The 23,930-nt window shown below is 65.7% G+C and carries 21 protein-coding genes and 1 pseudogene; 16 read left to right on the forward strand and 6 right to left on the reverse strand.

The window, feature by feature from the left end; all coding sequences use genetic code 11:
* From BJQ90_RS07700 to BJQ90_RS07710, 3 genes and pseudogenes are all read left to right on the forward strand, one after another.
* Window positions 1-342, forward strand: a pseudogene (locus tag BJQ90_RS07700) (hypothetical protein); the annotation flags it as partial.
* Window positions 343-366: 24 nt separating this feature from the next.
* A complete protein-coding gene (locus tag BJQ90_RS07705; RefSeq protein WP_226759706.1) occupies window positions 367-1,584 on the forward strand; it encodes a class I SAM-dependent methyltransferase in 1,218 nt (405 codons plus the stop codon).
* Window positions 1,585-1,717: 133 nt separating this feature from the next.
* Complete coding sequence (locus tag BJQ90_RS07710) at window positions 1,718-2,920, forward strand: ROK family transcriptional regulator (protein WP_226759727.1); 1,203 nt, start codon at window positions 1,718-1,720, stop codon at window positions 2,918-2,920.
* A 31-nt stretch (window positions 2,921-2,951) separates the two neighbouring features.
* On the opposite strand, the gene BJQ90_RS07715 is transcribed toward BJQ90_RS07710, so the two are convergent.
* Window positions 2,952-3,155, reverse strand: coding sequence for a hypothetical protein (locus BJQ90_RS07715; RefSeq protein WP_226759707.1), 204 nt, complete (start codon window positions 3,153-3,155; stop codon window positions 2,952-2,954).
* A 467-nt stretch (window positions 3,156-3,622) separates the two neighbouring features.
* Here BJQ90_RS07715 and BJQ90_RS07720 point away from each other — a divergent pair, with 467 nt between their 5' ends.
* The gene (locus tag BJQ90_RS07720) at window positions 3,623-4,582 is read left to right on the forward strand and encodes a methylenetetrahydrofolate reductase (protein ID WP_226759708.1); all 960 of its coding nucleotides are present in this window, start codon (window positions 3,623-3,625) and stop codon (window positions 4,580-4,582) included.
* 61 nt (window positions 4,583-4,643) lie between these two features.
* Entirely contained in the window at window positions 4,644-6,986 is a 2,343-nt protein-coding gene (gene metE, locus BJQ90_RS07725; RefSeq protein WP_226759709.1) for a 5-methyltetrahydropteroyltriglutamate--homocysteine S-methyltransferase, read from the forward strand.
* Window positions 6,987-7,118: 132 nt separating this feature from the next.
* Here the strand turns inward: metE and BJQ90_RS07730 are convergent, their stop codons facing one another.
* Window positions 7,119-7,625 carry a DUF2004 domain-containing protein gene (locus BJQ90_RS07730; RefSeq protein WP_226759710.1) on the reverse strand — a complete coding sequence of 169 codons (507 nt, stop codon included), beginning with the start codon at window positions 7,623-7,625 and terminating at the stop codon, window positions 7,119-7,121.
* A 99-nt stretch (window positions 7,626-7,724) separates the two neighbouring features.
* Here BJQ90_RS07730 and BJQ90_RS07735 point away from each other — a divergent pair, with 99 nt between their 5' ends.
* A complete protein-coding gene (locus BJQ90_RS07735; RefSeq protein ID WP_226759711.1) occupies window positions 7,725-9,143 on the forward strand; it encodes an aldehyde dehydrogenase family protein in 1,419 nt (472 codons plus the stop codon).
* 1 nt (window position 9,144) lies between these two features.
* Here BJQ90_RS07735 and BJQ90_RS07740 read toward each other — a convergent pair whose 3' ends face one another.
* Window positions 9,145-10,089, reverse strand: coding sequence for a LysR family transcriptional regulator (locus BJQ90_RS07740; RefSeq protein ID WP_226759713.1), 945 nt, complete (start codon window positions 10,087-10,089; stop codon window positions 9,145-9,147).
* Window positions 10,090-10,263: 174 nt separating this feature from the next.
* Between BJQ90_RS07740 and BJQ90_RS07745 the strand changes: the two genes are divergently transcribed.
* The 9 genes from BJQ90_RS07745 (at window position 10,264) to BJQ90_RS07785 (ending at window position 18,990) form a co-directional block, all read left to right on the forward strand.
* Window positions 10,264-11,661, forward strand: a complete 1,398-nt coding sequence (locus tag BJQ90_RS07745; RefSeq protein WP_226759714.1) for an NAD(P)/FAD-dependent oxidoreductase — start codon at window positions 10,264-10,266, stop codon at window positions 11,659-11,661.
* Window positions 11,658-12,389: a DUF1365 domain-containing protein gene (locus BJQ90_RS07750; protein ID WP_226759715.1), complete on the forward strand. Its 732-nt coding sequence runs from the start codon at window positions 11,658-11,660 to the stop codon at window positions 12,387-12,389. Before BJQ90_RS07745 ends, BJQ90_RS07750 begins: the two co-directional genes overlap by 4 nt.
* A gap of 2 nt (window positions 12,390-12,391) precedes the next feature.
* Window positions 12,392-13,747, forward strand: coding sequence for an SAM-dependent methyltransferase (locus BJQ90_RS07755; protein WP_264197072.1), 1,356 nt, complete (start codon window positions 12,392-12,394; stop codon window positions 13,745-13,747).
* A 437-nt stretch (window positions 13,748-14,184) separates the two neighbouring features.
* Window positions 14,185-14,424, forward strand: a complete 240-nt coding sequence (gene nrdH, locus BJQ90_RS07760) for a glutaredoxin-like protein NrdH (RefSeq protein ID WP_226759717.1) — start codon at window positions 14,185-14,187, stop codon at window positions 14,422-14,424.
* Window positions 14,425-14,467: 43 nt separating this feature from the next.
* On the forward strand, window positions 14,468-14,956 hold the full coding sequence (gene nrdI / locus BJQ90_RS07765) for a class Ib ribonucleoside-diphosphate reductase assembly flavoprotein NrdI (protein ID WP_226759718.1): 489 nt from the start codon (window positions 14,468-14,470) through the stop codon (window positions 14,954-14,956).
* 65 nt (window positions 14,957-15,021) lie between these two features.
* On the forward strand, window positions 15,022-17,142 hold the full coding sequence (gene nrdE / locus BJQ90_RS07770) for a class 1b ribonucleoside-diphosphate reductase subunit alpha (protein ID WP_226759728.1): 2,121 nt from the start codon (window positions 15,022-15,024) through the stop codon (window positions 17,140-17,142).
* A gap of 95 nt (window positions 17,143-17,237) precedes the next feature.
* Window positions 17,238-18,212 carry a class 1b ribonucleoside-diphosphate reductase subunit beta gene (gene nrdF / locus BJQ90_RS07775; protein WP_024368367.1) on the forward strand — a complete coding sequence of 325 codons (975 nt, stop codon included), beginning with the start codon at window positions 17,238-17,240 and terminating at the stop codon, window positions 18,210-18,212.
* Between the two features lie 200 nt (window positions 18,213-18,412).
* A complete protein-coding gene (locus BJQ90_RS07780) occupies window positions 18,413-18,550 on the forward strand; it encodes a hypothetical protein (RefSeq protein ID WP_226759719.1) in 138 nt (45 codons plus the stop codon).
* A 134-nt stretch (window positions 18,551-18,684) separates the two neighbouring features.
* Window positions 18,685-18,990, forward strand: coding sequence for a hypothetical protein (locus tag BJQ90_RS07785; RefSeq protein WP_226759720.1), 306 nt, complete (start codon window positions 18,685-18,687; stop codon window positions 18,988-18,990).
* Window positions 18,991-19,168: 178 nt separating this feature from the next.
* On the opposite strand, the gene BJQ90_RS07790 is transcribed toward BJQ90_RS07785, so the two are convergent.
* The 3 genes from BJQ90_RS07790 to BJQ90_RS07800 all read right to left on the reverse strand — a co-directional run bounded on the left by BJQ90_RS07790 (window position 19,169) and on the right by BJQ90_RS07800 (window position 21,943).
* A complete protein-coding gene (locus BJQ90_RS07790) occupies window positions 19,169-19,852 on the reverse strand; it encodes a DNA alkylation repair protein (protein WP_226759721.1) in 684 nt (227 codons plus the stop codon).
* 220 nt (window positions 19,853-20,072) lie between these two features.
* Window positions 20,073-20,939 carry a PhzF family phenazine biosynthesis protein gene (locus BJQ90_RS07795; protein WP_226759722.1) on the reverse strand — a complete coding sequence of 289 codons (867 nt, stop codon included), beginning with the start codon at window positions 20,937-20,939 and terminating at the stop codon, window positions 20,073-20,075.
* Between the two features lie 461 nt (window positions 20,940-21,400).
* Complete coding sequence (locus tag BJQ90_RS07800) at window positions 21,401-21,943, reverse strand: hypothetical protein (protein WP_226759723.1); 543 nt, start codon at window positions 21,941-21,943, stop codon at window positions 21,401-21,403.
* Between the two features lie 780 nt (window positions 21,944-22,723).
* On the opposite strand from BJQ90_RS07800, the gene BJQ90_RS07805 reads away from it, so the two are divergent.
* Window positions 22,724-23,395: an endonuclease/exonuclease/phosphatase family protein gene (locus BJQ90_RS07805; protein ID WP_226759724.1), complete on the forward strand. Its 672-nt coding sequence runs from the start codon at window positions 22,724-22,726 to the stop codon at window positions 23,393-23,395.
* Window positions 23,396-23,930: the final 535 nt, after the last annotated feature.

Below are 23,930 nucleotides of genomic sequence, written 5' to 3' on the forward strand. Positions count from 1 at the left end.
GTGCTGGAGCGCCAGCCCATGTTCAGCGCCATCGAGCCCGGGGGAGTGCGGCTGGCCGACGGCAGCTTCCTCGCGGCCGACGTGATCCTCTGGGCCACGGGCTTCCGGGCCGAGCTCGAACACCTCGCCCCGCTGCACCTGCGTGGCCCAGGCGGCGGAATCGCCATGCACGGCACCCGGGTGGCCGCGGAACCGCGGGTCCATCTGGTGGGCTACGGGCCGTCCTCGTCCACGATCGGCGCCAACCGGGCCGGCCGGTCCGCTGTCGCGGGCATCCTGCAATTTTTGCTGGAGCAGGATAAATTGGCAGGGGCCCGCAACCTCCAGGCCCGAACACCCTGACTCATTAAAGGCGGCAGCTCGCGCGTGGCGGACAACGATCTTGAATCCCTCTTCTCCCGGCTGGGCCGGTTCCCGGATGTGGAGGCGGCCAACCTGCAGGCCTGGGACGCCACGGACAAGCTCCTCCTGGACACCGCTGTGGAGCTGCCCGCCACCGGATTCCTCCACCCCGGCAGCCGGCTCGCCATTGTCGGGGATCGTTACGGTGCGCTGACCCTCGGGGCCCTTGCCCTCCGCGCCGCCAGCACCGCCGGCACCGCCGGTCCTGCCGGGGCCACCCCCGACCCCGCCAACACTTTGACCGGCCCGGTCCGTGTGCACCAGGACGTCATCACCGGCGAGCGTGCCCTCCGCCACAACGCCGGCAGGCTGGGAGTCACCGGCGGCTTCGAACAGTTTCCGTTTGGCGCCGGGCTCCTGTCCGGGGCCACCCTGGTGCTCCTCCAGCTGCCCAAGTCGCTTGCGGAGCTGGAGGAGACCGCAGACGCCATCGCCCGGCACTCCCACCCCGACGTCGTGGTGCTGGCCGGCGGCCGGGTCAAACACATGAGCCTGGGCATGAATGCCGTGCTCGAGCGGCACTTTGGCGAGGTCCAGCCGCAGCGGGCCCGGCAGAAATCCCGGATCCTGCTGGCCCGCCGCCCCCGGCCGGCCACCGGCGCCGCACCGTTCCCCATCGCCGTCGACAACACCGAACTGGGGCTGACCGTGTGCGCCCGCGGCGCTGTCTTTGCCGGCACCGGGCTGGACATCGGCACCCGGTTCCTGCTGGAGTTCCTGCCCCGGATGCCGCCGGCGCGGCACGCCGTCGACCTGGGCTGCGGCACCGGGATCATCGCGGCCATGTACGCCCGCCGCAATCCGGGATCCCGGGTCACTGCCACCGACCAGTCCGCGGCCGCCGTCGACTCCGCCAGGGCGACGGCGGAAGCCAACGGCCTGGACGCGCAGATCACTGTCCTCCAGGACGATGCCATGGGCCTGCTGCCGGCCGGTGACGCCGACCTGATCCTGCTTAACCCGCCTTTCCACGTCGGCGCGGCGGTGCATGCCGGGGCCGGGCTCAAACTCATTGAGGCGGCCGGACGGGTCCTCGCGCCCGGCGGGGAGCTCTGGACGGTGTTCAACAGCCACCTGCATTACCAGCCCGCGCTGCAGCGCCTGATCGGCCCGACCCGTGAGGTTGGCAGGAACCCTAAATTCACGGTGACGGCAAGCACCCGAAAATCCGCTGAACTATGAAGCGGGCGTGTGTGCGGTCACAGGGGCGTAACGTACGATTCTGACATAAGCATTGCGCAGCCAAAGACGTTTAGGGGTATCAGTGACTGAGATCCGCCAGCCCTCGCCGAGGCGCGGAACCAATTTGCCCCGAATGGGGGACTTCAACCTCACGGTGATCCTCGACGCCATCAGGCGTTCCCCCGCCGGCCTGAGCCGGGTCGAGCTGGCCCAGATCGTCGGGCTGTCCCCCCAGACAATTTCCAACATCTCCCGCCGCCTGCTGGACCAGGACCTCATCTACGAGGCCGGCAAGGAAGGCACCGGGCCGGGCAAGCCACGGACCATGCTCCGGCTCAATTCCTCCGGAATGTACGCCGTGGGCGTTCATCTGGATCCGGCCGTGACCACGTTCGTCGTGCTGGACCTGGTCGGGGCGGTGGTCAAGCATTCGCGGATCAAGACCCCCGCCGGCACCGATGCCGGGGCCGTCATTGAGACCATCGCCGCCGAAATCAAGCAGATCATCTCGGATTCCGGCGTCGACCCGGCCAGGATCGCCGGCCTGGGGATCGCCTCGCCCGGACCGATCGACCTTGAGGAGGGTACTGTCATCGACCCTCCGCTCCTGCTCGGCTGGGACCGGGTGCCGCTCCGGGATGCCCTGGCCGCGGCCACCGGCCTGTCCACGATCGTGGACAAGGACGTGACCAGTGCCGCCGTGGCGGAGACCTGGGCGGGCGGCCCCAGCGGCGCGGGCAGCTTCATCTTTATGTACATGGGCACCGGAATCGGCTGCGGAATCGTGCTCAACGACGAGGTGGTGCGCGGCACGTCGGGAAACGCCGGTGAAATCGGGCATATCATCGTTGATCCTGAGGGTGCGCCCTGCGACTGCGGACTGCGCGGCTGCATCAAGTCCACCTGCATCCCCCAGGCGCTGGTGGCCCAGGCCGTCGAAGCCGGGGTGCTGGACGGGTCCCTCGCGGAAGTGACCGGCCCCGCCCTCCAGGAGAGCTTCCTCGCACTGTGTGCCGCCGCCGGCGCCGGAGACGCCAGGGCAATGCAGATCATTGACCACTCCGCCGTGCTGGTAGCCCGCGCCGTCTCGACCGTCACCAACGCCCTGGACGTGGACCGCGTGGTCTTTGGCGGCCCGTTCTGGACCTGCCTCTCGGAGCGCTACCTCGAACGCATCCCGGAGCTGGTCCGGGAAGGCAGTGCCACCCGGAAAATCCATGAGATCGAGGTGGTCGGCACCGGCGTCGGCGAGGATGTTGGCGCGGTCGGAGCCGCTTGCCTGGTGCTGGAGCACACGCTGGCACCCCGCTCCCAGCGCCTCCTGCTGGGAGACTAGGTCCGGCTGGCCGCGGCCAGGGTTACCGGCGTCAGTCGATGTCCTCGACGACGGTGCCGAAGGGGATTGACTGATCCACGTGGGCCTGGTGGCCGGTGGGGCCGTGGTTGTAGGAGACCCGGACGCCGTGCGCCTTGTCCGCCGCCGACTGCATCAGAATGGGCCGGACCGTGTTGATGAAACTCTCGCTCTTGCCGGCGAGGTACTCCTGGTAGCTGGCTGGAAGCTGGATCATGGCAACAGGATAGTCCTGCGCGGGCACGATGGGGAGGGCCGGATGGCACCGGCACAGACCGGCCACAGACTGGCCGCAGGCCCGCGCACGGACTGCCCACGAACCGCCTCCGGACCGCCCGTAGCGGCGTCCGGGGCGAAGAATGTTCTATCCCGGGCCGAAATATGCCGTAAAGGTGCGTCTTAATTCGGGGGCGGACTTGTCCGCCCCTCGGGTGGCCCGTAGAGTTCTATCCAAGTTACCTCAGTAACGTGTCAGCGATCCTCCGCTGAAGGCCAGCCCCACGGCGGCCCAGGAGGGTGTGGGTGCCCCCATGTGGGCCTGACATTTGCTCACGGAAAACTTCGTTTCAGGCGTAACAGTCGCGACTGCGTCCTGCTGGAGTTCCCTCCGTGTTCCCCAAACTCAATTCACCGACGGCACCCGATTTTGGGTAGAGCTGTCGGTGTTCACAGCCAAGGACGCAAATGTCTCCACCTAGCCTTATTGACACCCACCCAAATCTTGCTGGCACGGCCCCCGTTGCGCTGTCCTATGAACTGTTCCCGCCACGGTCGCCCGCAGCCGCGGAATCGCTCTGGAGGACCATCGGCGAGCTGGAAGCCACGGACCCGGATTACGTGTCCGTGACGTACGGCGCCAGCGGCTCCAACCGGAACACCGCCGTCGAACTCATCAACCGCCTCGTCCAGGAAACCACGCTGCGGCCGCTGGCCCACCTGACCTGCGTGGGCAACTCCCCGGAGGAGCTCGCCGAGATCATTGGCGAACTGCTCGACGTCGGCGTGCGGGGCATCCTGGCCCTGCGCGGCGACCAGCCCAAGGACGGCGGCGTCCCTCCCGAGGGATCGCTGCGCTACGCCCAGGACCTGATCGAGCTCATCCGCCGCGTCGAACAACGCCGCTCCGCGCTGCTATGCGCCGGCAAGGTGGCCGTCGGCGTCGCCGCCTATCCCACCCGGCACCCGGAATCCCCGAGTGTTGCGCACGACGTCGAGGTGCTGCTCGCCAAGCAACGCTCCGGCGCCGACTTCGCGATCACCCAGGTCTTCTTCCACACCGAGCAGTACGCGGACCTGCTCACCCGTGCCCGCCGGGCCGGCGTCACCATCCCGATCATCCCGGGCGTCATGCCGCTCACCAGCATCCGCCGGGTCACCCGCCTCGGCGAGCTGACCGGCGTCGAACCGGACCCGGCACTGATGGAACGGCTCGCCGCCGCGGACAGCGACACCGAACGTACCCGCATCGGGGTCAGCGCCACCGTGGACCTGGCCAACGCGGCCCTGGACGCCGGCGCCCCCGGACTGCACCTCTACACCTTCAACGAACACACCGCTGCCCTCGACGTGCTGGACAAGCTGGCGCTGCCCCGGCCGCGCCGCAACCACCAGCGCTCGGCCGGCCGCCGCCAGCTCGCCAGCTGACGGCGCCTGCAGCGCCTCACAACTTCCCTCCGCTCCACACCACCAACGCTTAGGACTTCCCATGACTGCAAACAACACGCTCAACCCCACTCCGTTCCCGGCTGCCTCGATCCTGGGCTACCCCCGCATCGGCCGCCGCCGCGAGCTCAAGAAGGCCGTGGAAGCCTACTGGGCCGGCACGATCAACGCCGCCGCCCTCGACGCCGCCGCCAAGGACATCCAGCTCGGCACCGCCCGGCGCCTCCAGGACCTGGGCCTCACCGAAGCCGCCGCCGTCCCCGGCACCTTCTCCTACTACGACCAGGTGCTCGACGCCGCCGCCCACCTCGGCGCCGTGCCCGCCCGCTTCGGCAACCTCCTGAACGCCGAAGGCCAGCTCGACATCGACGGCTACTTCACCCTGGCCCGCGGCACCAAGGACCAGCAGCCGCTGGAAATGACCAAGTGGTTCGACACCAACTACCACTACCTCGTCCCGGAAATCGGCCCGGAGACCAGCTTCTCGCTGACCTCCAACCGCATCGTCGAGGAATTCGAGCACGCCCTCGCCAACGGCGTGGAAACCCGCCCATACATCGTCGGCCCGGTCACCTTCCTGCTGCTGAGCAAGGCCGCCGACGACGCCCCGGCCGGCTTCAGCCCGCTGTCCCGCCTCGAGGACGTCCTGCCGGTCTACACCGCACTACTGGAGAAGCTGGCCGCCGCCGGCGCAAGCTGGATCCAGCTCGACGAGCCCGCCCTCGTGGTGGACCAGGACATCCCGGCCGGGGAAATCCAGGCCGCCGTCGGCCGCTCCTACGAGGTCCTCTCCGCCGCCGCCAGCCGCCCGCAGCTGTTCGTCTCCACCCCCTACGGCGCGCTCAACGGCCAGCTGGGCACCCTCGCCGCGACCGGCATCGACGCCCTGCACCTGGACGTCTTCAAGGGCGAAGTTCCCTCCGCCGCGGCCCTCGCCGCCCTGGGCGACAAGACCCTCGTCGCCGGCCTCGTGGACGGCCACAACATCTGGCGCAACGACCTCGCCGCCTCCGCGGAGAAGATCGCCGAGCTGAAGAAGTCCGTCGCCAAGCTCGCAGTCAGCACCTCCACCACCACCGCGCACGTCCCGCACGACGTCGACGAGGAAGTCCAGCTCTCCGCGCAGCTGCGCAGCTGGCTCGCCTTCGCCGACCAGAAGGCCACCGAGGTGGTCACCCTCGCCGGCCTGCTGGCGGACCCGGCAGCTGTCCAGCCGGCTATCGACGAGGCCACCCGCATCATCGCCGACCGCGCCACCGCCGAAGGTGTCCGCCGCGCCGACGTCCGGGCACGCACCGCCGCCCTGACCGACGCCGACTTCAACCGCCCGGACTACGCGGTCCGCGAAGCCGCGCAGACCAAGGCCCTGCAGCTGCCGCCGCTGCCCACCACCACCATCGGCTCCTTCCCGCAGACCGGCGAAATCCGCACCGCCCGGGCCCGCGCCAACCGCGGCGACCTCACCACCGGACAGTACGAACAGCTGATGAAGGACGAGATCAAGCGCGTCGTGGAGCTCCAGGAGGAGCTTGGCTTTGACGTCCTGGTCCACGGCGAGCCCGAGCGCAACGACATGGTCCAGTACTTCGCCGAGAACCTCGCAGGCTTCGACGTCACGGTGCACGGCTGGGTCCAGTCCTACGGCTCGCGCTGCACCCGTCCCTCGATCCTGTGGGGTGACGTCACCCGCAGCGCCCCCATCACGGTGGAATGGGCCAAGTACGCGCAGTCCCTGACCAGCAAGCCGATGAAGGGCATGCTCACCGGCCCGGTCACCATCCTGGCGTGGTCCTTCGTCCGCGACGACCAGCCCCTCGGCGAGACCGCCAACCAGGTGGCCCTCGCGCTCCGCGACGAAATCGCCGACCTCGAAGCCGCCGGCATCAAGGTCATCCAAGTCGACGAGCCCGCCCTGCGCGAACTCCTGCCCTTGCGCAAGGCCGACCAGGCCGCATACCTGGACTGGTCGGTGAAGTCCTTCCGCCTCGCCACCGCCGGCGCCGGGGACGCCACCCAGGTCCACACCCACCTGTGCTACTCGGAGTTCGGCGCCATCATCGACGCGATCGACGGCCTCGACGCCGACGTCACCTCGATCGAGGCCGCACGCTCCCGCATGGAGGTCGTCCACGACCTCGAGTCCCACGGCTTCGGCCGCGGCGTGGGCCCGGGCGTCTACGACATCCACTCGCCGCGCGTCCCGGGCGAGCAGGAAGTCACCGAACTGCTCAGCACCGCCGTCAAGCACGTCCCGTCCCGCCAGCTCTGGGTCAACCCGGACTGCGGCCTGAAGACCCGCGGCTACGCCGAGACCGAGGAGTCGCTGCGCAACCTGGTCACCGCCACCAGGACCGTCCGCGCCGAGCTGCTGGAAGCCGCCAAGTAGCAGGCAACTGAACCAACGACGGCGGCCGGTCACCCTTCACAGGTGGCCGGCCGCCGTCGTACGTTCTTTCTCATCGACTGCTCCACAACGGCCCTTTTGAGCGCTCAAAAGGGCCGTTGTGGAGCCGTCGATTCAGGATTCCCAGAGGATCTCGTCGTCCACGACGCCGTCCTCATCCGCGGAGGCCACCAGGACCTCGTCGGTGAAGTGCTTGCCGAGCGTGAAGTCCAGCACGAAGTAGCGTTCCGGCTGGCCGGGGAAGATGCCCACATGGCCCAGCTTCAGCGCCTTGAGGAAGACCGCGTCGGTGAGCTGGTCCTTGTCCTCGACACCGAAGACCGCCTTGAGGTGCTCGTCCTTGATCGCGCTGCAGTGGAAGTGCCGGTACTCCTGCGGGCTGGTGCCGTCCTGCTCGAGCTCCTCCGCGATCATTTCGCGGACCTGGTCCACAAGTTCAGGCAGGAAGCGCAACCGGTAGTCAACTTTGTGCAGGGCCGCTTCGTCGAAGTGGTCATGCGCGTTGACATTCAGGTCAAGCTCCACGGTCTGGCCCGCCAGTTCATGCTTGGCGGTGAAGTTGTGGTCCCTTCCGTGGTTGAGCTCGACCTCTCCAAAGTGCTTGCTCGCTACCTTGTTCATACCTTCAACATAGTCCTCAAAACCGCTCCATTCCAGCATTCCCAAGGTTTTATCCGGTACCGCTCCCCTCCGGACGCGCGGTGCCGGTACATTGAGCGGATGCAAAACGTTGCCCCCGCTGTCGCCCGCGCCCGTGAACTTTTCGAGACCGGGGCCACCCGTCCGCTGGCCTGGCGGCTGCAGCAACTGGCAAGCCTGCGCCGGATGCTGGCCGAGCGCCGCACAGAGTTTGCCGAAGCACTGGGCAGCGATCTGGGCAAGCACGGCACCGAGGCCCTGCTGACGGAAATCGGATTTGTCACAGCCGAAACCGGGCACCTGGAAAAGCACCTGGAGGCATGGCTGCGGCCGCGCCGCGTGCCCGTGCCGCTGGCGGTCCAACCGGCCAGGGCCTGGACCGAGCTGACCCCGCTGGGCGTCGTGCTGGTGATCGGCCCGTGGAACTATCCGCTGCAGCTGCTGCTGGCCCCGCTTTCCGGCGCCCTCGCCGCCGGCAACACCGTGGTGCTCAAGCCGAGCGAACACGCCCCTGCCACCTCGGCGGCCCTGGCCCGCTGGATCCCGGAGTATCTGCCCGGCGCGGCGGAGGTGGTCGAGGGCGGTATCCCGGAAACCGCCGCCCTGCTGGCGATGCCCTTTGACCACATCTTCTTCACCGGAGGGGAAGCCGCCGCCAAGGTGGTGCTGCGCGCCGCGGCGGAGAACCTGACGCCGGTGACCCTGGAACTGGGCGGCAAGTCCCCGGCCTACGTGGACTCCTCCACGGACCTGGCGAAGGCGGCCAAGCGGCTCGCGTGGGGCCGGTTCCTGAACGCCGGGCAGACCTGCGTGGCGCCCGACTATATTCTGGCCACCGAGGAGGTTCTGGTTCCGCTGGAGCGCGAACTGGTCAAGGCGATTGGAGCACTTTTCGGCCCGGACTCCTCCCGCAGTGAGTCCTACGGCCGGATCGTCGACGACCGGCACTTCGCCCGGATCGCCGCTCTCGCCGACGGCAGCACCGTGGTCCACGGCGGCGAACGGAACGCCGCCAGCCGCCACTTCGCTCCGACCCTGCTCCGGCCCGCCCCCGGGGACGCCGTCATGGGGGAGGAGATCTTCGGGCCGCTGCTTCCGCTGGTCCCGGTCGCCGGGCGGGAGGAGGCCATCCGGTTCATCAACGGCCGCGCCAAGCCGCTCGCGCTGTATGTGTTCAGCGACGACGCTGAAACCCGCCGGGAGTTCGCGGAGCGGACCTCCTCGGGGGCGCTGTGCTTCGACGTCCCGGCGGCGCATCTCTCGGTCCCTGGCCTGCCGTTCGGCGGGGTCGGCGGCAGCGGGATGGGCGCGTATCACGGGGAGCACTCGCTGCGGACCTTCTCGCACGAGCGGGCCATGCTGGCCAAGCCGTTGCGGCCGGACACCCTTGAACTGATCTACCCGCCGTACACCAGGACCAAGCACCGCATCATCAGCGCACTCGCCGGGGCAGGGACTGGCCTCGGGAAGCGCATTGGGAAGCTCCTCCGGCAGCGCTGACTCAGCTCTTCCGCGGGGCCGACGGGTTCGGCGCGGGCTTCAAGGCCGGGGAGTTGAAGGTGTCGGCCAGCAGCTCGACGAAGAGCTGGACCTGCGCGGTCTGTTTCTCATTGATCAGCAGGGCGAAGACGTTACGGGCCAGCCGGATCTCGGGAACGTCCAGCACCACCACCCCGGCCGGGCGGTGCAGCAGGGCCAGTTCGGGAACCAGCGCCGCACCCAGCCCGGCCGCGGCCATCTCCAGGCTCGCGTGGAAGTCATCGCTGTAGGCCACCACCCGGGGGTGCAGGTTGCAGCTGGCAAAGAGCCGCTCGATCACGGTTGCGTCGGACGTGCCCGGGTGGTGCACAATCCACGGCATGTCGGAGAGGTGGTCCGCGGCGACCTTGGAATCCGTGCCGATGCCCCAGGCTGCGGGCAGCACCACCCGGAAATCGTCGTCGCCGATCCACTGCCGGTTCACGGTATGCGGCCAGGCGAGGCCGGACTGCCCCACCTGGTACACCAGGGCGACGTCGAGCTCGCCGCCGGTGCGCAGGCCCTGGATGGTCTGGGCGGGCTCTGCCACGGACACCCGCAGGTCGATGCCGAGCTTCTTCCAGGCCGGGTTCGCCAGGATCCGCGGCAGCACATAGGTGGCCAGGCTGGGGAAGATGCCCAGCCGGAGTTCCTGCCGGGTGGTGTCCGCGGTGCGGGAGGCCGCCGCCATCAGTGCCTCGATGTCCGTGAGGACTTTGGCCGCATGCCGGGTCATGACCAGGGCGGCTTCGGTGGGCTGGATACTGCGGGCGGAGCGCTGGAACAGCTCGACGCCGGTGTCCCGTTCCAGCGCGGACATCTGCTGGGACACCGCCGACGCCGTGTAGCCGAGCCGGGTAGCGGCCGCCGCGAAGGAGCCAAGCCGGGTGACTTCGACAAGGGTCCGCAGATGGACGGGATTAATCATGGGGGTGCCCTTCGCCTGGTTCCGGTGAGGCGGGACCGCAATCCCGCTTCATTCTGGCACATTGGCAGGGACAGAAAAGTTTGGAAGTCGTACACATCCGGCAGCCCCTCGGCGACGAATTGCCCGTAAGAAGATTTACCATGACGATCAGGCGAAGCCAACAGGAGCAGATCAGTGCCAGATGCAGCAGGGATCCCACAGGGCCGGCGGGTAGCCGTGATCGGCAGCGGGGTGGCGGGGCTGACCGCCGCGTATGTCCTGAACCGGCAGGACACCGTGACCCTGTTCGAAGCCGACTCGCGGCTCGGCGGCCACGCCCACACCCACGACGTGCCGCAGGCTGGCGGTCCGGTGCTCGGGATCGACACCGGTTTCATTGTGCACAATGAACGGACCTATCCCACGCTGCTGCGGCTCTTCGCGGAGCTGGGCGTCGAGACCCAGGACTCGGAGATGAGCATGTCCGTCCGCTGCGACGGCTGCGGCCTGGAATACGCCGGCGCCCGGGCCAAGGGCCGCGGGATCCTGCCCGGACCTTCCACCCTGCTGCACGGCAGGTACCTGCTGATGCTGCTCGAGGTGATGCGCTTCTACCGCAAGGCCCGGGCCCTGCTCGCCGAGACGCCCCCCTCAAACGAACCGGAGCTGACCCTCGGCGAGTTCCTGGCCCGGGAAAAGTTCAGCGGCTACTTCATCTCGCACTTCATGACCCCCATCGTCAGCGCCGTCTGGTCCTGCGACCCCACCACGGCGCTCGCCTACCCGGCCCGCTACCTCTTCACCTTCCTGGGCCACCACGGCCTGCTCGGCGTCTCCGGCTCACCGCAGTGGCGCACCGTCACCGGCGGCTCGCGCAGCTACGTGGAGAAGATTGCCGCCACCCTGCCGGAAATCCGGCTCGCCAGCCCGGTCACCGGATTGCACCGCCACGCGGAGGGGGTGGAGCTGACTGTTATGACCGGTACCGGAACGCTGACCACCGAATCGTTCGACGCCGTCGTGATTGCCACCCACCCGGCCCAGGCGCTGGGAATGCTCACCGACGCCTCGCCCGCCGAGCAGTCCGCGCTCGGCGGGATGCCGTACTCGGTCAACCACACCGTCTTCCACCGCGATGATGCCGTGCTGCCGTCCAGTGACAACGCCAAGGCGTCCTGGAACTACCGGCTGCCCTCCTGCGGCGCCCGGCCGGACAAGGTCCTGGTCAGCTACGACATGACCCGGCTGCAGCGGCTCGACCCCGCCGACGGCGGGCGCTACATCGTCAGCCTGGGCGAATCCGAGCTGATCGCGGACCACACAGTGCTGGAGCGCATGGTCTACGAGCACCCGCAGTACACCCCCGAATCCCTCCTTGCGCAGCAGCGGATCCTTGAGCTCGGCGATGACCGGCTGGCTTTCGCCGGCGCCTACCACGGCTGGGGTTTCCACGAGGACGGCGCCCTCTCCGGGGTGAAGGCCGCGGAACGGCTCGGACGCAGCTGGGACGATCCCGCCGTCGCCCTGAACGAGGAGTACCGCGCCGTCGCCGTCGACCCGGACCTGCAGACAGTCTCCGCGGAGGGCTCATGAGCGCAACCGCTGCCATCTACCGCACCTCCATCGGGCATGTGCGGCGCACCCCGCTGAAGAATGCCTTCACCTACCGCAGCTACAGCTGGTATGTCGACGTCGACCGGCTCCCCGTGCTGCCCCGTCTGCTCCGTCCGCTCGCCGGCTTCCGCGTGGCCGACCACCTGGGCGACCCCGACGGGACCCTCCGCGGCAACGTGGAGGCGTTCCTGGCCACCCGGGGGATGGACCTCGACGGCGGCCGGATCACCATGCTGGCCAGCGCCCGGGTCTTCGGGCACGTCTTTAACCCGCTCAGCTTGTTCTGGTGCCACGACGCCGCCGGGGAACTGCGCTGCGTCCTCGCCGAGGTGCACAACACCTACGGGGAACGGCACTGCTACCTCCTCGAAACCGACGACGCCGGCCGGGCCAGCGTGCCGAAAGCGTTCTACGTCTCCCCGTTCAACGACGTCGAGGGCCAGTACCGGATGAAACTGCCGGAACCGGCCGACCGGCTCGCCGTCTCGATCGTCCTGGAACGCGAGGGGCAGCAGCCCTTCATCGCCAGCATGGACGGCGAACGCCACGAGGCAAGCGTGCGGAACATCCTCGCCACGGCGCTCGCGGTCCCGCTGGCACCGCTGCGCGTCTCCGCGCAGATCCGCTGGCAGGGAATCAAGCTGTGGGCCCGCCGGCTGCCCATCATCAAACGACCACACCACTCTTCACAGGAGGCAGTTCAGTGACCATGACCGAAGCGACCGGATCAGGCGCCGCCGCGCGCCGGACCAATGAGGCCGCAGCCCCCTACACCGTCCCGCAGCCGCCCGCAGTGGTCGACGCCGCCATCTGGCCCAGCATCGCCACCGTCCCGTCGAGCCTCAAAGCCCGTGTGGCCGGCCGGGCCGCGGATGCAATCTTCAAAGCCGCGGTCCGCCGGCTGCCGCTCGAGGTCCGCTACCCGGACGGCACTGTCCTCGGCAAGGCCGCCACGCCCGGAGAAACCTATCCTGTCATGACCATGAACCGTCCCGAGGCCTTCGCGGCCCGGCTCGGCGACGGCGGACTGATCGGCCTGGGCGAGTCCTTTATGGCCGGAGACTGGGACGCCGACAACCTCACCGCCGTCATGGAGGTCTTTGCCGCCCGCGTCGGAACGCTCGTGCCCGAGCCGCTGCAGAAACTCCGGGCGTTCTACCTGCCGCGCCAGCCTCGGAAGGAACGCAACACCGAGCAGAACACCCGCTCGAACATCTCCCGGCACTATGACCTCTCCAATGAGCTCTTTGGCACGTTCCTGGACGAGACCATGACCTACTCCAGTGCGCTCTTCCCGGAATCGGGCGAGGCTCTGAAGAGCGTTGCCTGGGACGGTTTCCCGGCGGCGCAGCAGGCCAAGATCGACCGGCTGCTGGACAAGGCCGGCGTCACCCAGGGCACCCGGGTACTGGAAATCGGTACGGGCTGGGGCGAGCTCGCCCTCCGGGCCGCCCAGCGCGGCGCCACCGTCTACTCCGTCACCCTCTCCAGCGAGCAGCAGGAGCTGGCCCGCAAGCGCGTCGCCGACGCCGGCTACACCGACGCCGTCACGATCGAGCTCAAGGACTACCGGGCTGTCGAAGGCGAGTACGACGCAGTCGTCTCCGTCGAGATGATCGAGGCTGTGGGCTTCGAATACTGGGCCACGTACTTCCAGACCATCGAACGCGTCCTCGCCCCCGGCGGGAAGGTCGCCATCCAGGCCATCACGATCGCCCACGACCGGCTCATGGCCACCCGCACCAGCTATACCTGGGTGCACAAGTACATCTTCCCCGGCGGCGTCATTCCCTCCGTCCGCGCCATCGAGGACATCACCGAGAAGCAGACCGGGCTGCGCGTGCGCGAACGCCTCGCCATGGGGGAGCACTACGCCCAGACGCTGCGGCTCTGGGAAGAGCGCTTCATGGCCCGCTCCGCCGACGTCCGGGCCCTGGGCTTCGACGAGATCTTCCAGCGCATGTGGCTGTTCTACCTCTGCTACTCCCGGGCGGGCTTCGAGACCGGCTACCTCGACGTGCAGCAGATCGTCCTGGACCGCCGGGCAGCAGGCGAGGGCCGCTAGTCACCACGCGAAAGGCGGGCACCCCCGGGTGCCCGCCTTTTTCGTGTTCCCGGACACCACAGCCAGTGTTTGTCGCCACTGCCGGGCACTGTTCCCCGCTGCCGCGACACGCCGTCCGGCACGCGACACGCAGGGGAGTTAATTGTGCATAGCCAGTCCACAAGCTGTGGACATCGTCTGCCAAAAGCGCGGAAACGCGGACATTTCTGAGCCCTTCCCCTGTGGACGGACGGTGCATAAAATGACATACTTGTAATACATCATCTAGGGGTTCGCCCCGACGTCGCGCACTACATGTAGTGCTGCATGTAGTATCGGACTACAGTTCCAGACCAGCGGCAAAGTCCGCCGGCTGGGGTCAGCAACGGATAAGGATTCCTGTCCCGCACCGGCCCGGCGAACGAAAAATACAGACTTCAACAAAGGGGACAGGGACCATGACCGTAACGGTTTACACGAAGCCGGCCTGTGTTCAGTGCAACGCGACATACCGCGCGCTGGATAAGAAGGGCATCACCTACCAGAGCGTCGACATCTCGCAGGATGCGGATGCCCTCGAGCGCCTGAAGGCCCTCGGCTACATGCAGGCCCCGGTTGTCGTCACCGACCAGGACCACTGGTCCGGTTTCCGCCCCGACAAGATCGAGGAACTGGCGCAGGCCTACGCCGTCGCCTGAACCGCTTCGCAGGAATACACGTCAGATGAGGTGAGTTACTCCCATGGCACTGGCAACAGCCAACACGCCGCTGGCAGCAGAGACGCCGGTGGCGGCAGATGCCGCCCGAACAACCACCAGCCACCTCATCTACTTCTCTTCCACTTCTGAGAACACCGCACGCTTCGTCAGGAAGCTGGGCATCGACGCGGCACGGATCCCCCTCCATCCGAGGGAACCCGCGCTCGTGGCCACCGAACCCTACGTGCTGGTGCTTCCCACCTATGGAGGCACCGGGGGAGAGGGATCCGTTCCGAAGCAGGTCATCCGCTTCCTGAACGATCCGCGCAACCGGCAACAGCTCCGGGGTGTCATCGGGGCGGGCAACACGAACTTTGGGGACAATTACTGCATGGCCGGCGACATCATCGCCGCGAAATGCCAGGTCCCGCACCTATATCGTTTCGAACTCATGGGGACGCCGGAAGACGTCAGCCGAGTACAACAAGGATTGGAAGAATTTTGGACACGACTGTCGCAGACACGGAAGTAACGGGCGCACACGCCGCCGGCAAAACCGCCGTCGAGAAGCACACCGTCCCCGGCGAGAAGCCGGTTATGCCGGCTGCCTTCCAGGGCCTGGGCTACCACGAGCTCAACGCCATGCTGAACCTCTACGGCCCGAACGGCGAGATCCAGTTCGAGGCCGACCGCGAGGCGGCGCACCAGTACTTCCTGCAGCACGTGAACAACAACACCGTGTTCTTCCATGACCTTGAGGAAAAGCTCGACTACCTCGTCAAGAACGAGTACTACGAGCGCGAAACCCTCGACCAATACACGATGAACTTCATCCGTGATCTCTACAACCGCGCGTACAAGAAGAAGTTCCGCTTCGAGACCTTCCTCGGCGCCTTCAAGTTCTACACCTCCTACACGCTGAAGACGTTCGACGGAAAGCGCTTCCTGGAGCGCTACGAGGACCGCGTCTGCATGGTGGCCCTGCACCTGGCCCGCGGCGACGAGCAGCTCGCCACCCAGATGGTCGACGAGATCATCGAGGGCCGCTTCCAGCCGGCCACCCCCACGTTCCTGAACGCCGGCAAGAAGCAGCGCGGCGAGCTGGTCTCCTGCTTCCTGCTCCGCATCGAAGACAACATGGAGTCGATCGGCCGGTCCATCAACTCCGCCCTGCAGCTGTCCAAGCGCGGCGGCGGCGTGGCCTTTGCGCTGACCAACATCCGCGAGGTCGGCGCGCCGATCAAGCAGATCGAGAACCAGTCCTCCGGCGTCATCCCCGTGATGAAGCTCCTCGAGGACAGCTTCTCCTACGCCAACCAGCTCGGTGCCCGCCAGGGTGCCGGCGCGGTGTACCTGCACGCGCACCACCCGGACATCTACCGCTTCCTGGACACCAAGCGCGAGAACGCGGACGAGAAGATCCGCATCAAGACCCTCTCGCTCGGCGTCGTCATCCCGGACATCACCTTCGAGCTGGCCAAGAAGGACGAGGACATGTACCTGTTCTCGCCGTACGACGTCGAACGCGTCTACGGCATGCCGTTCTCCGACGTTTCGGTCACCGAGAAGTACTACGAGATGGTGGACGATTCCCGGATCAAGAAGACCAAGATCAAGGCGCGCGAGTTCTTCCAGACCCTCGCGGAGATCCAGTTCGAGTCCGGCTACCCGTACATCATGTTCGAGGACACCGTGAACCGGGAAAACCCGATCGACGGCAAGATCATCATGTCCAACCTGTGCTCCGAGATCCTCCAGGTCTCCCAGCCCACCACATACCACGATGACCTGTCCTACGATGCGACCGGCAAGGACATCTCCTGCAACCTGGGGTCGCTGAACATCGCCAAGGCCATGGACTCGCCGGACTTCGGCCTGACCATCGAGACCGCCATCCGCGCGCTCTCGGCCGTCTCGGACATGTCCAACATCACCTCGGTGCCCTCGATCGCCCGCGGCAACGACCAGAGCCACGCCATCGGCCTGGGCCAGATGAACCTGCACGGCTACCTGGCCCGGGAGCGGGTGCACTATGGCTCCGAAGAAGGCATCGACTTCACCAACATCTACTTCTACTCGGTGGTGTTCCACGCTGTCCGTGCCTCCAACCGGCTGTCCATCCAGACCGGACAGACGTTCGGCGGCTTCGAGAGGTCCAAGTACGCCACCGGCGAGTTCTTCGACAAGTACACGAACCAGGAATGGGTCCCGCAGACCGCCAAGGTTGCGGAGCTGTTCCAGAACATCCACATCCCCACGCAGGATGACTGGCGCGAGCTGAAGGCTTCCGTCATGGAGCACGGCATCTACAACCAGAACCTGCAGGCTGTCCCGCCGACGGGCTCGATCTCCTACATCAACAACTCCACCTCCTCGATCCACCCGGTGGCTTCCAAGATCGAGATCCGCAAGGAAGGCAAGCTGGGCCGCGTGTACTACCCGGCGCCGTACCTGACGAACGACAACCTGGAGTACTACCAGGACGCGTACGAGATCGGCTACGAGAAGGTCATCGACACCTACGCCGCTGCCACGCAGCACGTGGACCAGGGCCTGTCCCTGACGCTGTTCTTCAAGGACACCGCCACCACGCGCGACATCAACAAGGCCCAGATCTATGCCTGGAAGAAGGGCATCAAGACGATCTACTACATCCGTCTCCGCCAGCTTGCGCTGGAAGGGACGGAGGTTGACGGCTGCGTCAGCTGCATGCTGTAACCGATGTCGGTTGATTTTGCTTGAGTACGACGGCGGGCGCCCGCCCGCCGTCGTACGCTTTAACTAGAGAACTAACCCAACTTTTAGGGGATGACATGACCGAGAAGGTCAAGCTGCTTAGCCACGTTGAGGCCATTAACTGGAACCGCATCCAGGATGACAAGGACGTGGACGTCTGGAACCGCCTGGTCAACAACTTCTGGCTGCCGGAGAAGATCCCGCTGTCCAACGACGTGCAGTCGTGGGCGACGCTGACCCCGGACGAGCAGCAGCTCACTATGCGCGTGTTCACCGGTCTGACCCTGCTGGACACCATCCAGGGCACCGTCGGGGCTGTCTCGCTGATTCCGGACGCGATCACCCCGCATGAAGAGGCTGTCTACACGAACATCGCCTTCATGGAGTCGGTGCATGCGAAAAGCTACTCTTCCATCTTCTCCACGCTGGCCTCCACCAAGGAGATCGACGAGGCATTCCGCTGGTCCACCGAGAACGTGAACCTGCAGAAAAAGGCCCAGATCGTCATGGACTACTACCAGGGCGACGATCCCCTGAAGCGCAAGGTGGCCTCCACGCTGCTGGAGAGCTTCCTGTTCTACTCGGGCTTCTACCTGCCGATGTACTGGTCCTCACGGGCCAAGCTGACGAACACGGCGGACCTGATCCGCCTGATCATCCGCGACGAGGCCGTGCACGGCTACTACATCGGCTACAAGTTCCAGAAGGGCCTGGAAGGCCTCTCCGAGGAGCGCAAGCAGGAGATCAAGGACTACACGTTCGAGCTGCTCTTCGAGCTGTACGAAAACGAGGTCCAGTACACGCACGATCTCTACGACTCCGTCGGCCTGGCCGAGGACGTCAAAAAGTTCCTGCACTACAACGCCAACAAAGCGCTGATGAACCTCGGCTACGAGGCCATGTTCCCGGCCTCAGTCACCGACGTGAACCCAGCAATCCTGTCGGCCCTGTCGCCGAACGCTGACGAGAACCACGACTTCTTCTCCGGATCGGGTTCCTCCTACGTGATCGGCAAGGCTGTTAATACTGAGGATGACGACTGGGACTTCTAGTCCTCCCCTCCTCTGTGTGATGAGCCCTTCGAAGCTCGGAACGACCCTGCACGCGGGCGGACGCGTGCGGGGTCGTTCCTTTCGGCGAACACTATGGATGACGGCTGGACCGACGGCGCCGCCTATCTAACTTCGCTGTGAGGGTTTGGATCAAAACCGACTGGCTCATCACGGCCTAGACGCACGCGTTGTAAAGGAAGATGACTTGGATTCCGAGCGAGCCGAACCCGCCGGTCAGCATGGACTTGGTGTTCTCGGCAGCCCGCTTCCGTAACTCCGACCCCTCCGCGGAAGAGGCCAAGTTCGCATCTGCGAGTTTGTGGATCGGCGCCCGCTGAACCGCAGCAATGCCGGAGCCTTCTCATGCCAGGAGGGCGGCGCAGCACCGGATCGCGGCCGCTCTCCGGCCCTACCGGGATGACGCCTGAAGGCCTATCGTGGTCCTGTCACAGCCCGAGGGAAAGGAACGACGATGTTCACCCTGCAGATTAGCTATCCGGTCCGGGACTACGAGGCATGGAAGAAGGTCTTCGACACTGATCCCGCAGGCCGCGCCGCCTCGGGCGCCAGGTCTGTCCGGGTGTTCCGGGATACGGAGGACCAAAACAGCGTGGCCGTGTTCCTTGACTTCGACACCAAGGACGTCGCGACCCTCTTTCTGGAACGGCTGCGCAGTCAGGTGTGGGACAAACCGGAGGTGATAGGGCAGCTGATGTCGGCAGCGCCGACAGCCAGGATTCTGGAGGAAGTGGCCCGCGAGGGCCAGGGCGCCGGCTGACCGCTGAGAATCCTGTGTTCCTCGCCGGATGAGAAACCGGGAGAGGCTTCCTGGCTCCGGTTGTCGTCTTTGACGACGTCGCGAAGATGGTGCCAAAGCGTGAGGCCCTGCGGGTGATACAAGAGCAGGACTAATCCACAAAGCAGAAAACCCCGGCAGTCGTGATGGCTGAACCGCCCTACAGATCAGACCGCCGGCGCACCATCTCATTAATCCAGGCGGGCGCGAACGGAGACGTGCAACCTGGGGGAGTCGGGTAGTCCTTGAGCACTTCCAGGCGCTCACCGATGTCGATTGCACGGGCGCGGTGCTCGGGGTGCTCGATCCCGATTTGAGCCAGGCAGTGGTTCATCGCCCACTGCAGGCGGTCCGGGGCGTCCTTCATCTCCGTTTCGATGATGTCCAGCAGTCCTGCCAGGTCGAGACCCTCGGGCTTCTTGGCCACGCGTTCGGTGGTCAGCGCCCACCCTGCACTCGCGACCATCGGATCCGGATCGGCGAACCAGGCCAAACGCAGTTCTTCGGCGTTCGCGTTCGTTTTTACCACATAGTTCACGAGCCAGTCGTGCACCTTCGGGGTCCGCGCCTCGCGCAACATAACGTCCAGCTCGGCACGCTCGAATGCCTTTGGCCGGCAGATCAGGATCGCCAGCAGTCTCGCCGCTGTGTCATCCGTCTCCCACAGCCGACGGGCGAGTTCGTGTTGCGTCTTCAGCCGCTTCGCGAGCGCGCGCAGCTTTCCGAGGTTCACCCCGTGATCGTCACCGTGCTTCTCGTTCACCTCTCGTGCCCTCGGGTCCTCGAGCTCGGCCAGCTCGGCCATCACCTCGGCCACCATCGTCCCGGTCAGAGTCTCGGCCATTGCACCCTCCTGTCAGTCACGTGTGGGATTGAGCCTACTTGGCAGCACGGTGACGGACCTGGTGTGCAAGCGTTTCGCACGAGGGCCGTCGCTGGCATGATTGTGGTGTGGCCTCGATCTCGAGGCAACCGCCCCGAACCGCGCTCACGTGGAAGCGGCGATGCTGGAGGGGGGACAGTGCGGATGACGACGGGTGAGACTGGCCGCCCGGCAGCGCTTTTCAGGGGTGGACGGGAATCCGGACGGCCGTGCCGCTGACCACTATCCCGCCGGCAGCGGGAATGTCCACGGTGAGTAGGCCCGGCCGGCCGACGTGCCGCCCCTGGTGGATTAGGACTCTCGACGGGGGCTTGACCAAGCCCAGGATGCGCAGGTAGGCGCCGACAGCAGCCGCCGCGGCCCCTGTCGCAGGGTCCTCCGTAATGGCGCCCACTGGGAACAGATTCCGCGCTTCGAATTCGCCATCTCCAATACGGTGCAGGACCGTCACCGTTGCGGCCCAGCCTTGAGCGTCCATGAGGCTGCGCACCGCCCCCGGATCGAAGCCAAAGGAATCGAAAAGGGTACGGTTGGCGAAGACCAGCACCGGATGCCAGTTTCCCGAATACGCGATCCTGGGCGGATAGGCCGGATCGAGATCGACCTCCCCGACGCCGAGCAGTCCGAGGAGTTCAGCCAGGACGGCGTCGTCGAATTCGGCCAGCTGTGGTTCAACGGCTGTGAACGATGCAGTGATGTCGGCCTCAGCGCCTGCTGTCTCGATGACGACGGGACCGACAGGGGTGTCAAAGGTGAAGGATCCTGCCCCGTCGCGAACGCTCAGCGCAACGGCGAGCGCAATCGTCGCATGGCCACAGAACGGCACCTCGGCGATCGGCGAGAAGTACCGAACCCGGCTCCTACGCGGGTCCCCTCCGACACCCTGCTCCGTCACAAAGGCCGTTTCGGCGTACCCGACGGCGGCCGCCACCGCCAGCATCCTGGCTTCATCCAGATGGCCGGCATCCAGGACCAGCCCGGCGGGATTGCCGCCATGTGGTGTGGTGGAAAAGGCCGCATATCGGAGGACCTCGGGGGTGTTTTCCATACCCCGATCCTCCCATGCCTCGCCTTCGCATCAGAGGCCTGCCGCTCATAGGGCCGGTCTACAAAGGAAGGAGCCGGCGCACCGCCGGCTCCTTCGCGTTTAATGCCCACGGCCCGGCACATCGCAAAGACGGTGACCCATTACAGCGTTCAACCCAGGCATAACGAAATGGCTGCCAGCCGGCAAGCGCGTGGTCAGGTCAACGCCAAACCAGCACCAGCGACCCCCAGCGCGGAAATGACGACGGCCAGAACCAGCAGCAACCTCCGGGGAAGCACTGCGGCGCTGGCCTGCGGTCGTCCGGCCCCAGGAGCCGGATCCACTTCACTCATTTCCCTAACCCAGTCACGAGGAACTTGACCCAGGAATCCCGTCAGGCGCAGAAAGAACTCACGCCCCGACGATGGCCAGGATAAAGACAACGGGTGCCAGCGCGGGAGCCGGAGGTTCGCACCGAAGAATCAGGCGTCGGGAACATCCTCTGGGAACTCTTCGCGGTACACGAGGTAGTGCCGGTCTGTCAGGGCCAGCGTGCCCCGGATCATACGGTATGGCCGGTACAGATGTTCGTAGGGGTCCTGCACGATGGTGTCCGGCAGGTCAGTCGCTTTGCGCAGCAGTTCGTTGACATCATCCAGTGAATCGAGATGATGTGTCCGGCCGGGCTGTCGCACCTTCCAGGTCCAGCCTTCGACCACCCCCGTGGTTGTTTCTTCCAGCATTTCGAAGAGGGATGCCAGAAATTCGATATCAGCGTCCGGCATCACCCGTTCCAGGGGGTACCTTTGGGGATCCTCCTGCTGTGCGGAGTCCCATGCCTCCCGCAGCCAATCAAAATCTGCTTTTCCGGAGGATTGCCCAAGCTCGAGGTGTCCGTTCTCATCATCGCGCAGCGGATAGCGGTTGCCTGACCTGTCGATGATGATTTCGTTCCGGTCCGCGTATTCGACGCTGCGGACCACAGCCTCTGCTGAGGCTGCGTAGTTGAACAATTCGCCGTCCACAGTAATGAAATCCCTATCCCCGGGCGCAGGTCCGGCACTGACACGGTCGGGGAACCACGATGCCGCCAAAATCCATAAGCTGACTCCTCGCCATATCCCCATCTGATCCTCCATTCGTTCCAGGCCGGGGGTGAAGAACCCCGCAGCGCATGGTTGTCCTAAGCAGTTCGGGATCGCCACGACGAGGCCCCCCGGGATGCCAAAACGCCTTCTTCCCGGGAAGTACGAGCGGCTGGACACCTTCGGGCTCGTGCCGTCCGCGGCACCTTTGGAAGGGTTTCGAGTCCTCTGGTCCTTGCGCTCGTCCCCGCCACTGCGGACAAGATCGGTTAACTCTCAGGGCAGCTGTCTCTGTTTAGGATCGCTGCCCGCGGCCGGGTTGGTCAGGGACAAAGGTCCTGACGATGGAGATTCCGGCCGGGGGCTGCCTTTCCTGATGGTGAAACCTCTGGGTCGAACCTGCGGGCGGCGGTGCCGGTGGCTGGTGACCACCACAGAGTCCCCAACCTTGTTGGACTGTTGGGCATGCCAGCTGGGCTCGCAACGGGTGGCCACCGCTATTCAGCGTGGTACTGCTGGCCTGCTGCGCGCGTGGCCAGAATGGCTTGGACGCTAGGACGACTCCGGCAAGAAGAACGACGGCGGACACGATCAGGCACCAAACTCCGTCTTAAGCTGGCCGTGGTGAGACCGATTTCATGGGCTTCTGGCGCAGGTCGGCGTTGCTTGGTGGTGGCCGAGGCCCGATAAGATTCCAGCAGTCGAATATAAGGGAACCCAGTGCGAATCGTCTCGTGGAACTGCTCCATGGCGTATTACAAGAAACGTCACCTGATCGAGGCGCTGCAACCCGACGTCCTCATTCTTCAAGAAGTCGCAAAGAAAGACATCTCCTCAGCTGGGCACCCCTTTGCGGCTTGGACAGGCAGTAACCCAAACAAAGGTCTCGGAGTGTTGGGTATCGCCAGCGCTCGTTACAAAGTTACGGAGTTCGCGGACCCCAACCTGCCCTGGCATCTGCCATTTTCGGTGGACGGACTCAACATCGTCGCCTTATGGGCACATCAGCTGAATCGCGAACTGAGGTATGTCCGCGTCACCCACCAAATTGTCGATCGGCACTCTGGCTTCCTTTCGGGCGAAACGGCGCTGCTGATGGGGGACTTTAATAGCAACTCGGTCTGGGACAAGCATCATCCTGGAAGGAACCACAGCATGCTGGTCGAAAAGCTAGGCGGCCTTGGACTGAGCAGCGTCTACCACCGCACCGGCGTGACGGGCGAAGGGGCGGAGCCGACCAAAACGTACTTTCACACCCGGAACCAGAGATTCGGGCATCACATTGACTATGCGTTCCTGAGCAATGGTGTGCCAGCTGACCTCATGGTGGGGGACTCCGGAGACTGGTTGGCACATAGCGACCATATGCCGCTGATCCTGGATATCGGGTAAGAAGGTGCGCTAGAAGGTGCCGGAGCCTTCTCGCCGCCCTCTTTTGCCTGGTCGACCACGCAAACACATGACGGAGGCATCCCGTGCCTGGACGCGATCCGACACCGGCCGAAGGCGCACCTGGCTGAACTGGTGGCCTGCGCCCGGCAGCACTCGGCTTTCATCGACATGGATATCGGGGGCTGCCCGAGCTTATCGAGGACGTCACTTTATGGCCGGTGAAAACAAGAGCGAGCTGATGGCCCACGACGACGAGGGCTGAGGACGGCAGTCAGTCTTTCGTGCCCGATGCGGAAATTGCGTCGGAGTTAGTCCCGCAGCAACGGGAACTCAGTGAGGCGCCACCTTGCGGAAGCGCCACACGAGCCTGCGGCCTGGCTTGACCGCCTCCACGACTGCGTGCAGAGGCAACCGGTGCCGGCCGACGAACTCTTCCATCAGAATTTGGGGGATTTTGGCCCTAGTCCTCCTCATGGGTACGGCGTTGACTTGTGGGCTGGGGGCGGGCACCGTATCCCCTCGCATGGGCTGGGGG

The organism is Arthrobacter sp. SO3 (genome assembly GCF_020532825.1).
Lineage (GTDB): Bacteria > Actinomycetota > Actinomycetes > Actinomycetales > Micrococcaceae > Arthrobacter.

Excerpts from the sequence above, each read along its gene's own strand:
- BJQ90_RS07710 (WP_226759727.1), top strand. The coding sequence starts at position 1,718 with ATGGGGGACTTCAACCTCACGGTGATCCTCGACGCCATCAGGCGTTCC.
- BJQ90_RS07715 (WP_226759707.1), bottom strand. The coding sequence starts at position 3,155 with ATGATCCAGCTTCCAGCCAGCTACCAGGAGTACCTCGCCGGCAAGAGC.
- BJQ90_RS07720 (WP_226759708.1), top strand. The coding sequence starts at position 3,623 with ATGTCTCCACCTAGCCTTATTGACACCCACCCAAATCTTGCTGGCACG.
- metE (WP_226759709.1), top strand. The coding sequence starts at position 4,644 with ATGACTGCAAACAACACGCTCAACCCCACTCCGTTCCCGGCTGCCTCG.
- BJQ90_RS07730 (WP_226759710.1), bottom strand. The coding sequence starts at position 7,625 with ATGAACAAGGTAGCGAGCAAGCACTTTGGAGAGGTCGAGCTCAACCAC.
- BJQ90_RS07735 (WP_226759711.1), top strand. The coding sequence starts at position 7,725 with ATGCAAAACGTTGCCCCCGCTGTCGCCCGCGCCCGTGAACTTTTCGAG.
- BJQ90_RS07740 (WP_226759713.1), bottom strand. The coding sequence starts at position 10,089 with ATGATTAATCCCGTCCATCTGCGGACCCTTGTCGAAGTCACCCGGCTT.
- BJQ90_RS07750 (WP_226759715.1), top strand. The coding sequence starts at position 11,658 with ATGAGCGCAACCGCTGCCATCTACCGCACCTCCATCGGGCATGTGCGG.
- BJQ90_RS07755 (WP_264197072.1), top strand. The coding sequence starts at position 12,392 with ATGACCGAAGCGACCGGATCAGGCGCCGCCGCGCGCCGGACCAATGAG.
- nrdH (WP_226759717.1), top strand. The coding sequence starts at position 14,185 with ATGACCGTAACGGTTTACACGAAGCCGGCCTGTGTTCAGTGCAACGCG.
- nrdI (WP_226759718.1), top strand. The coding sequence starts at position 14,468 with ATGGCACTGGCAACAGCCAACACGCCGCTGGCAGCAGAGACGCCGGTG.
- nrdE (WP_226759728.1), top strand. The coding sequence starts at position 15,022 with ATGCCGGCTGCCTTCCAGGGCCTGGGCTACCACGAGCTCAACGCCATG.
- nrdF (WP_024368367.1), top strand. The coding sequence starts at position 17,238 with ATGACCGAGAAGGTCAAGCTGCTTAGCCACGTTGAGGCCATTAACTGG.
- BJQ90_RS07780 (WP_226759719.1), top strand. The coding sequence starts at position 18,413 with ATGACTTGGATTCCGAGCGAGCCGAACCCGCCGGTCAGCATGGACTTG.
- BJQ90_RS07785 (WP_226759720.1), top strand. The coding sequence starts at position 18,685 with ATGTTCACCCTGCAGATTAGCTATCCGGTCCGGGACTACGAGGCATGG.
- BJQ90_RS07790 (WP_226759721.1), bottom strand. The coding sequence starts at position 19,852 with ATGGCCGAGACTCTGACCGGGACGATGGTGGCCGAGGTGATGGCCGAG.
- BJQ90_RS07795 (WP_226759722.1), bottom strand. The coding sequence starts at position 20,939 with ATGGAAAACACCCCCGAGGTCCTCCGATATGCGGCCTTTTCCACCACA.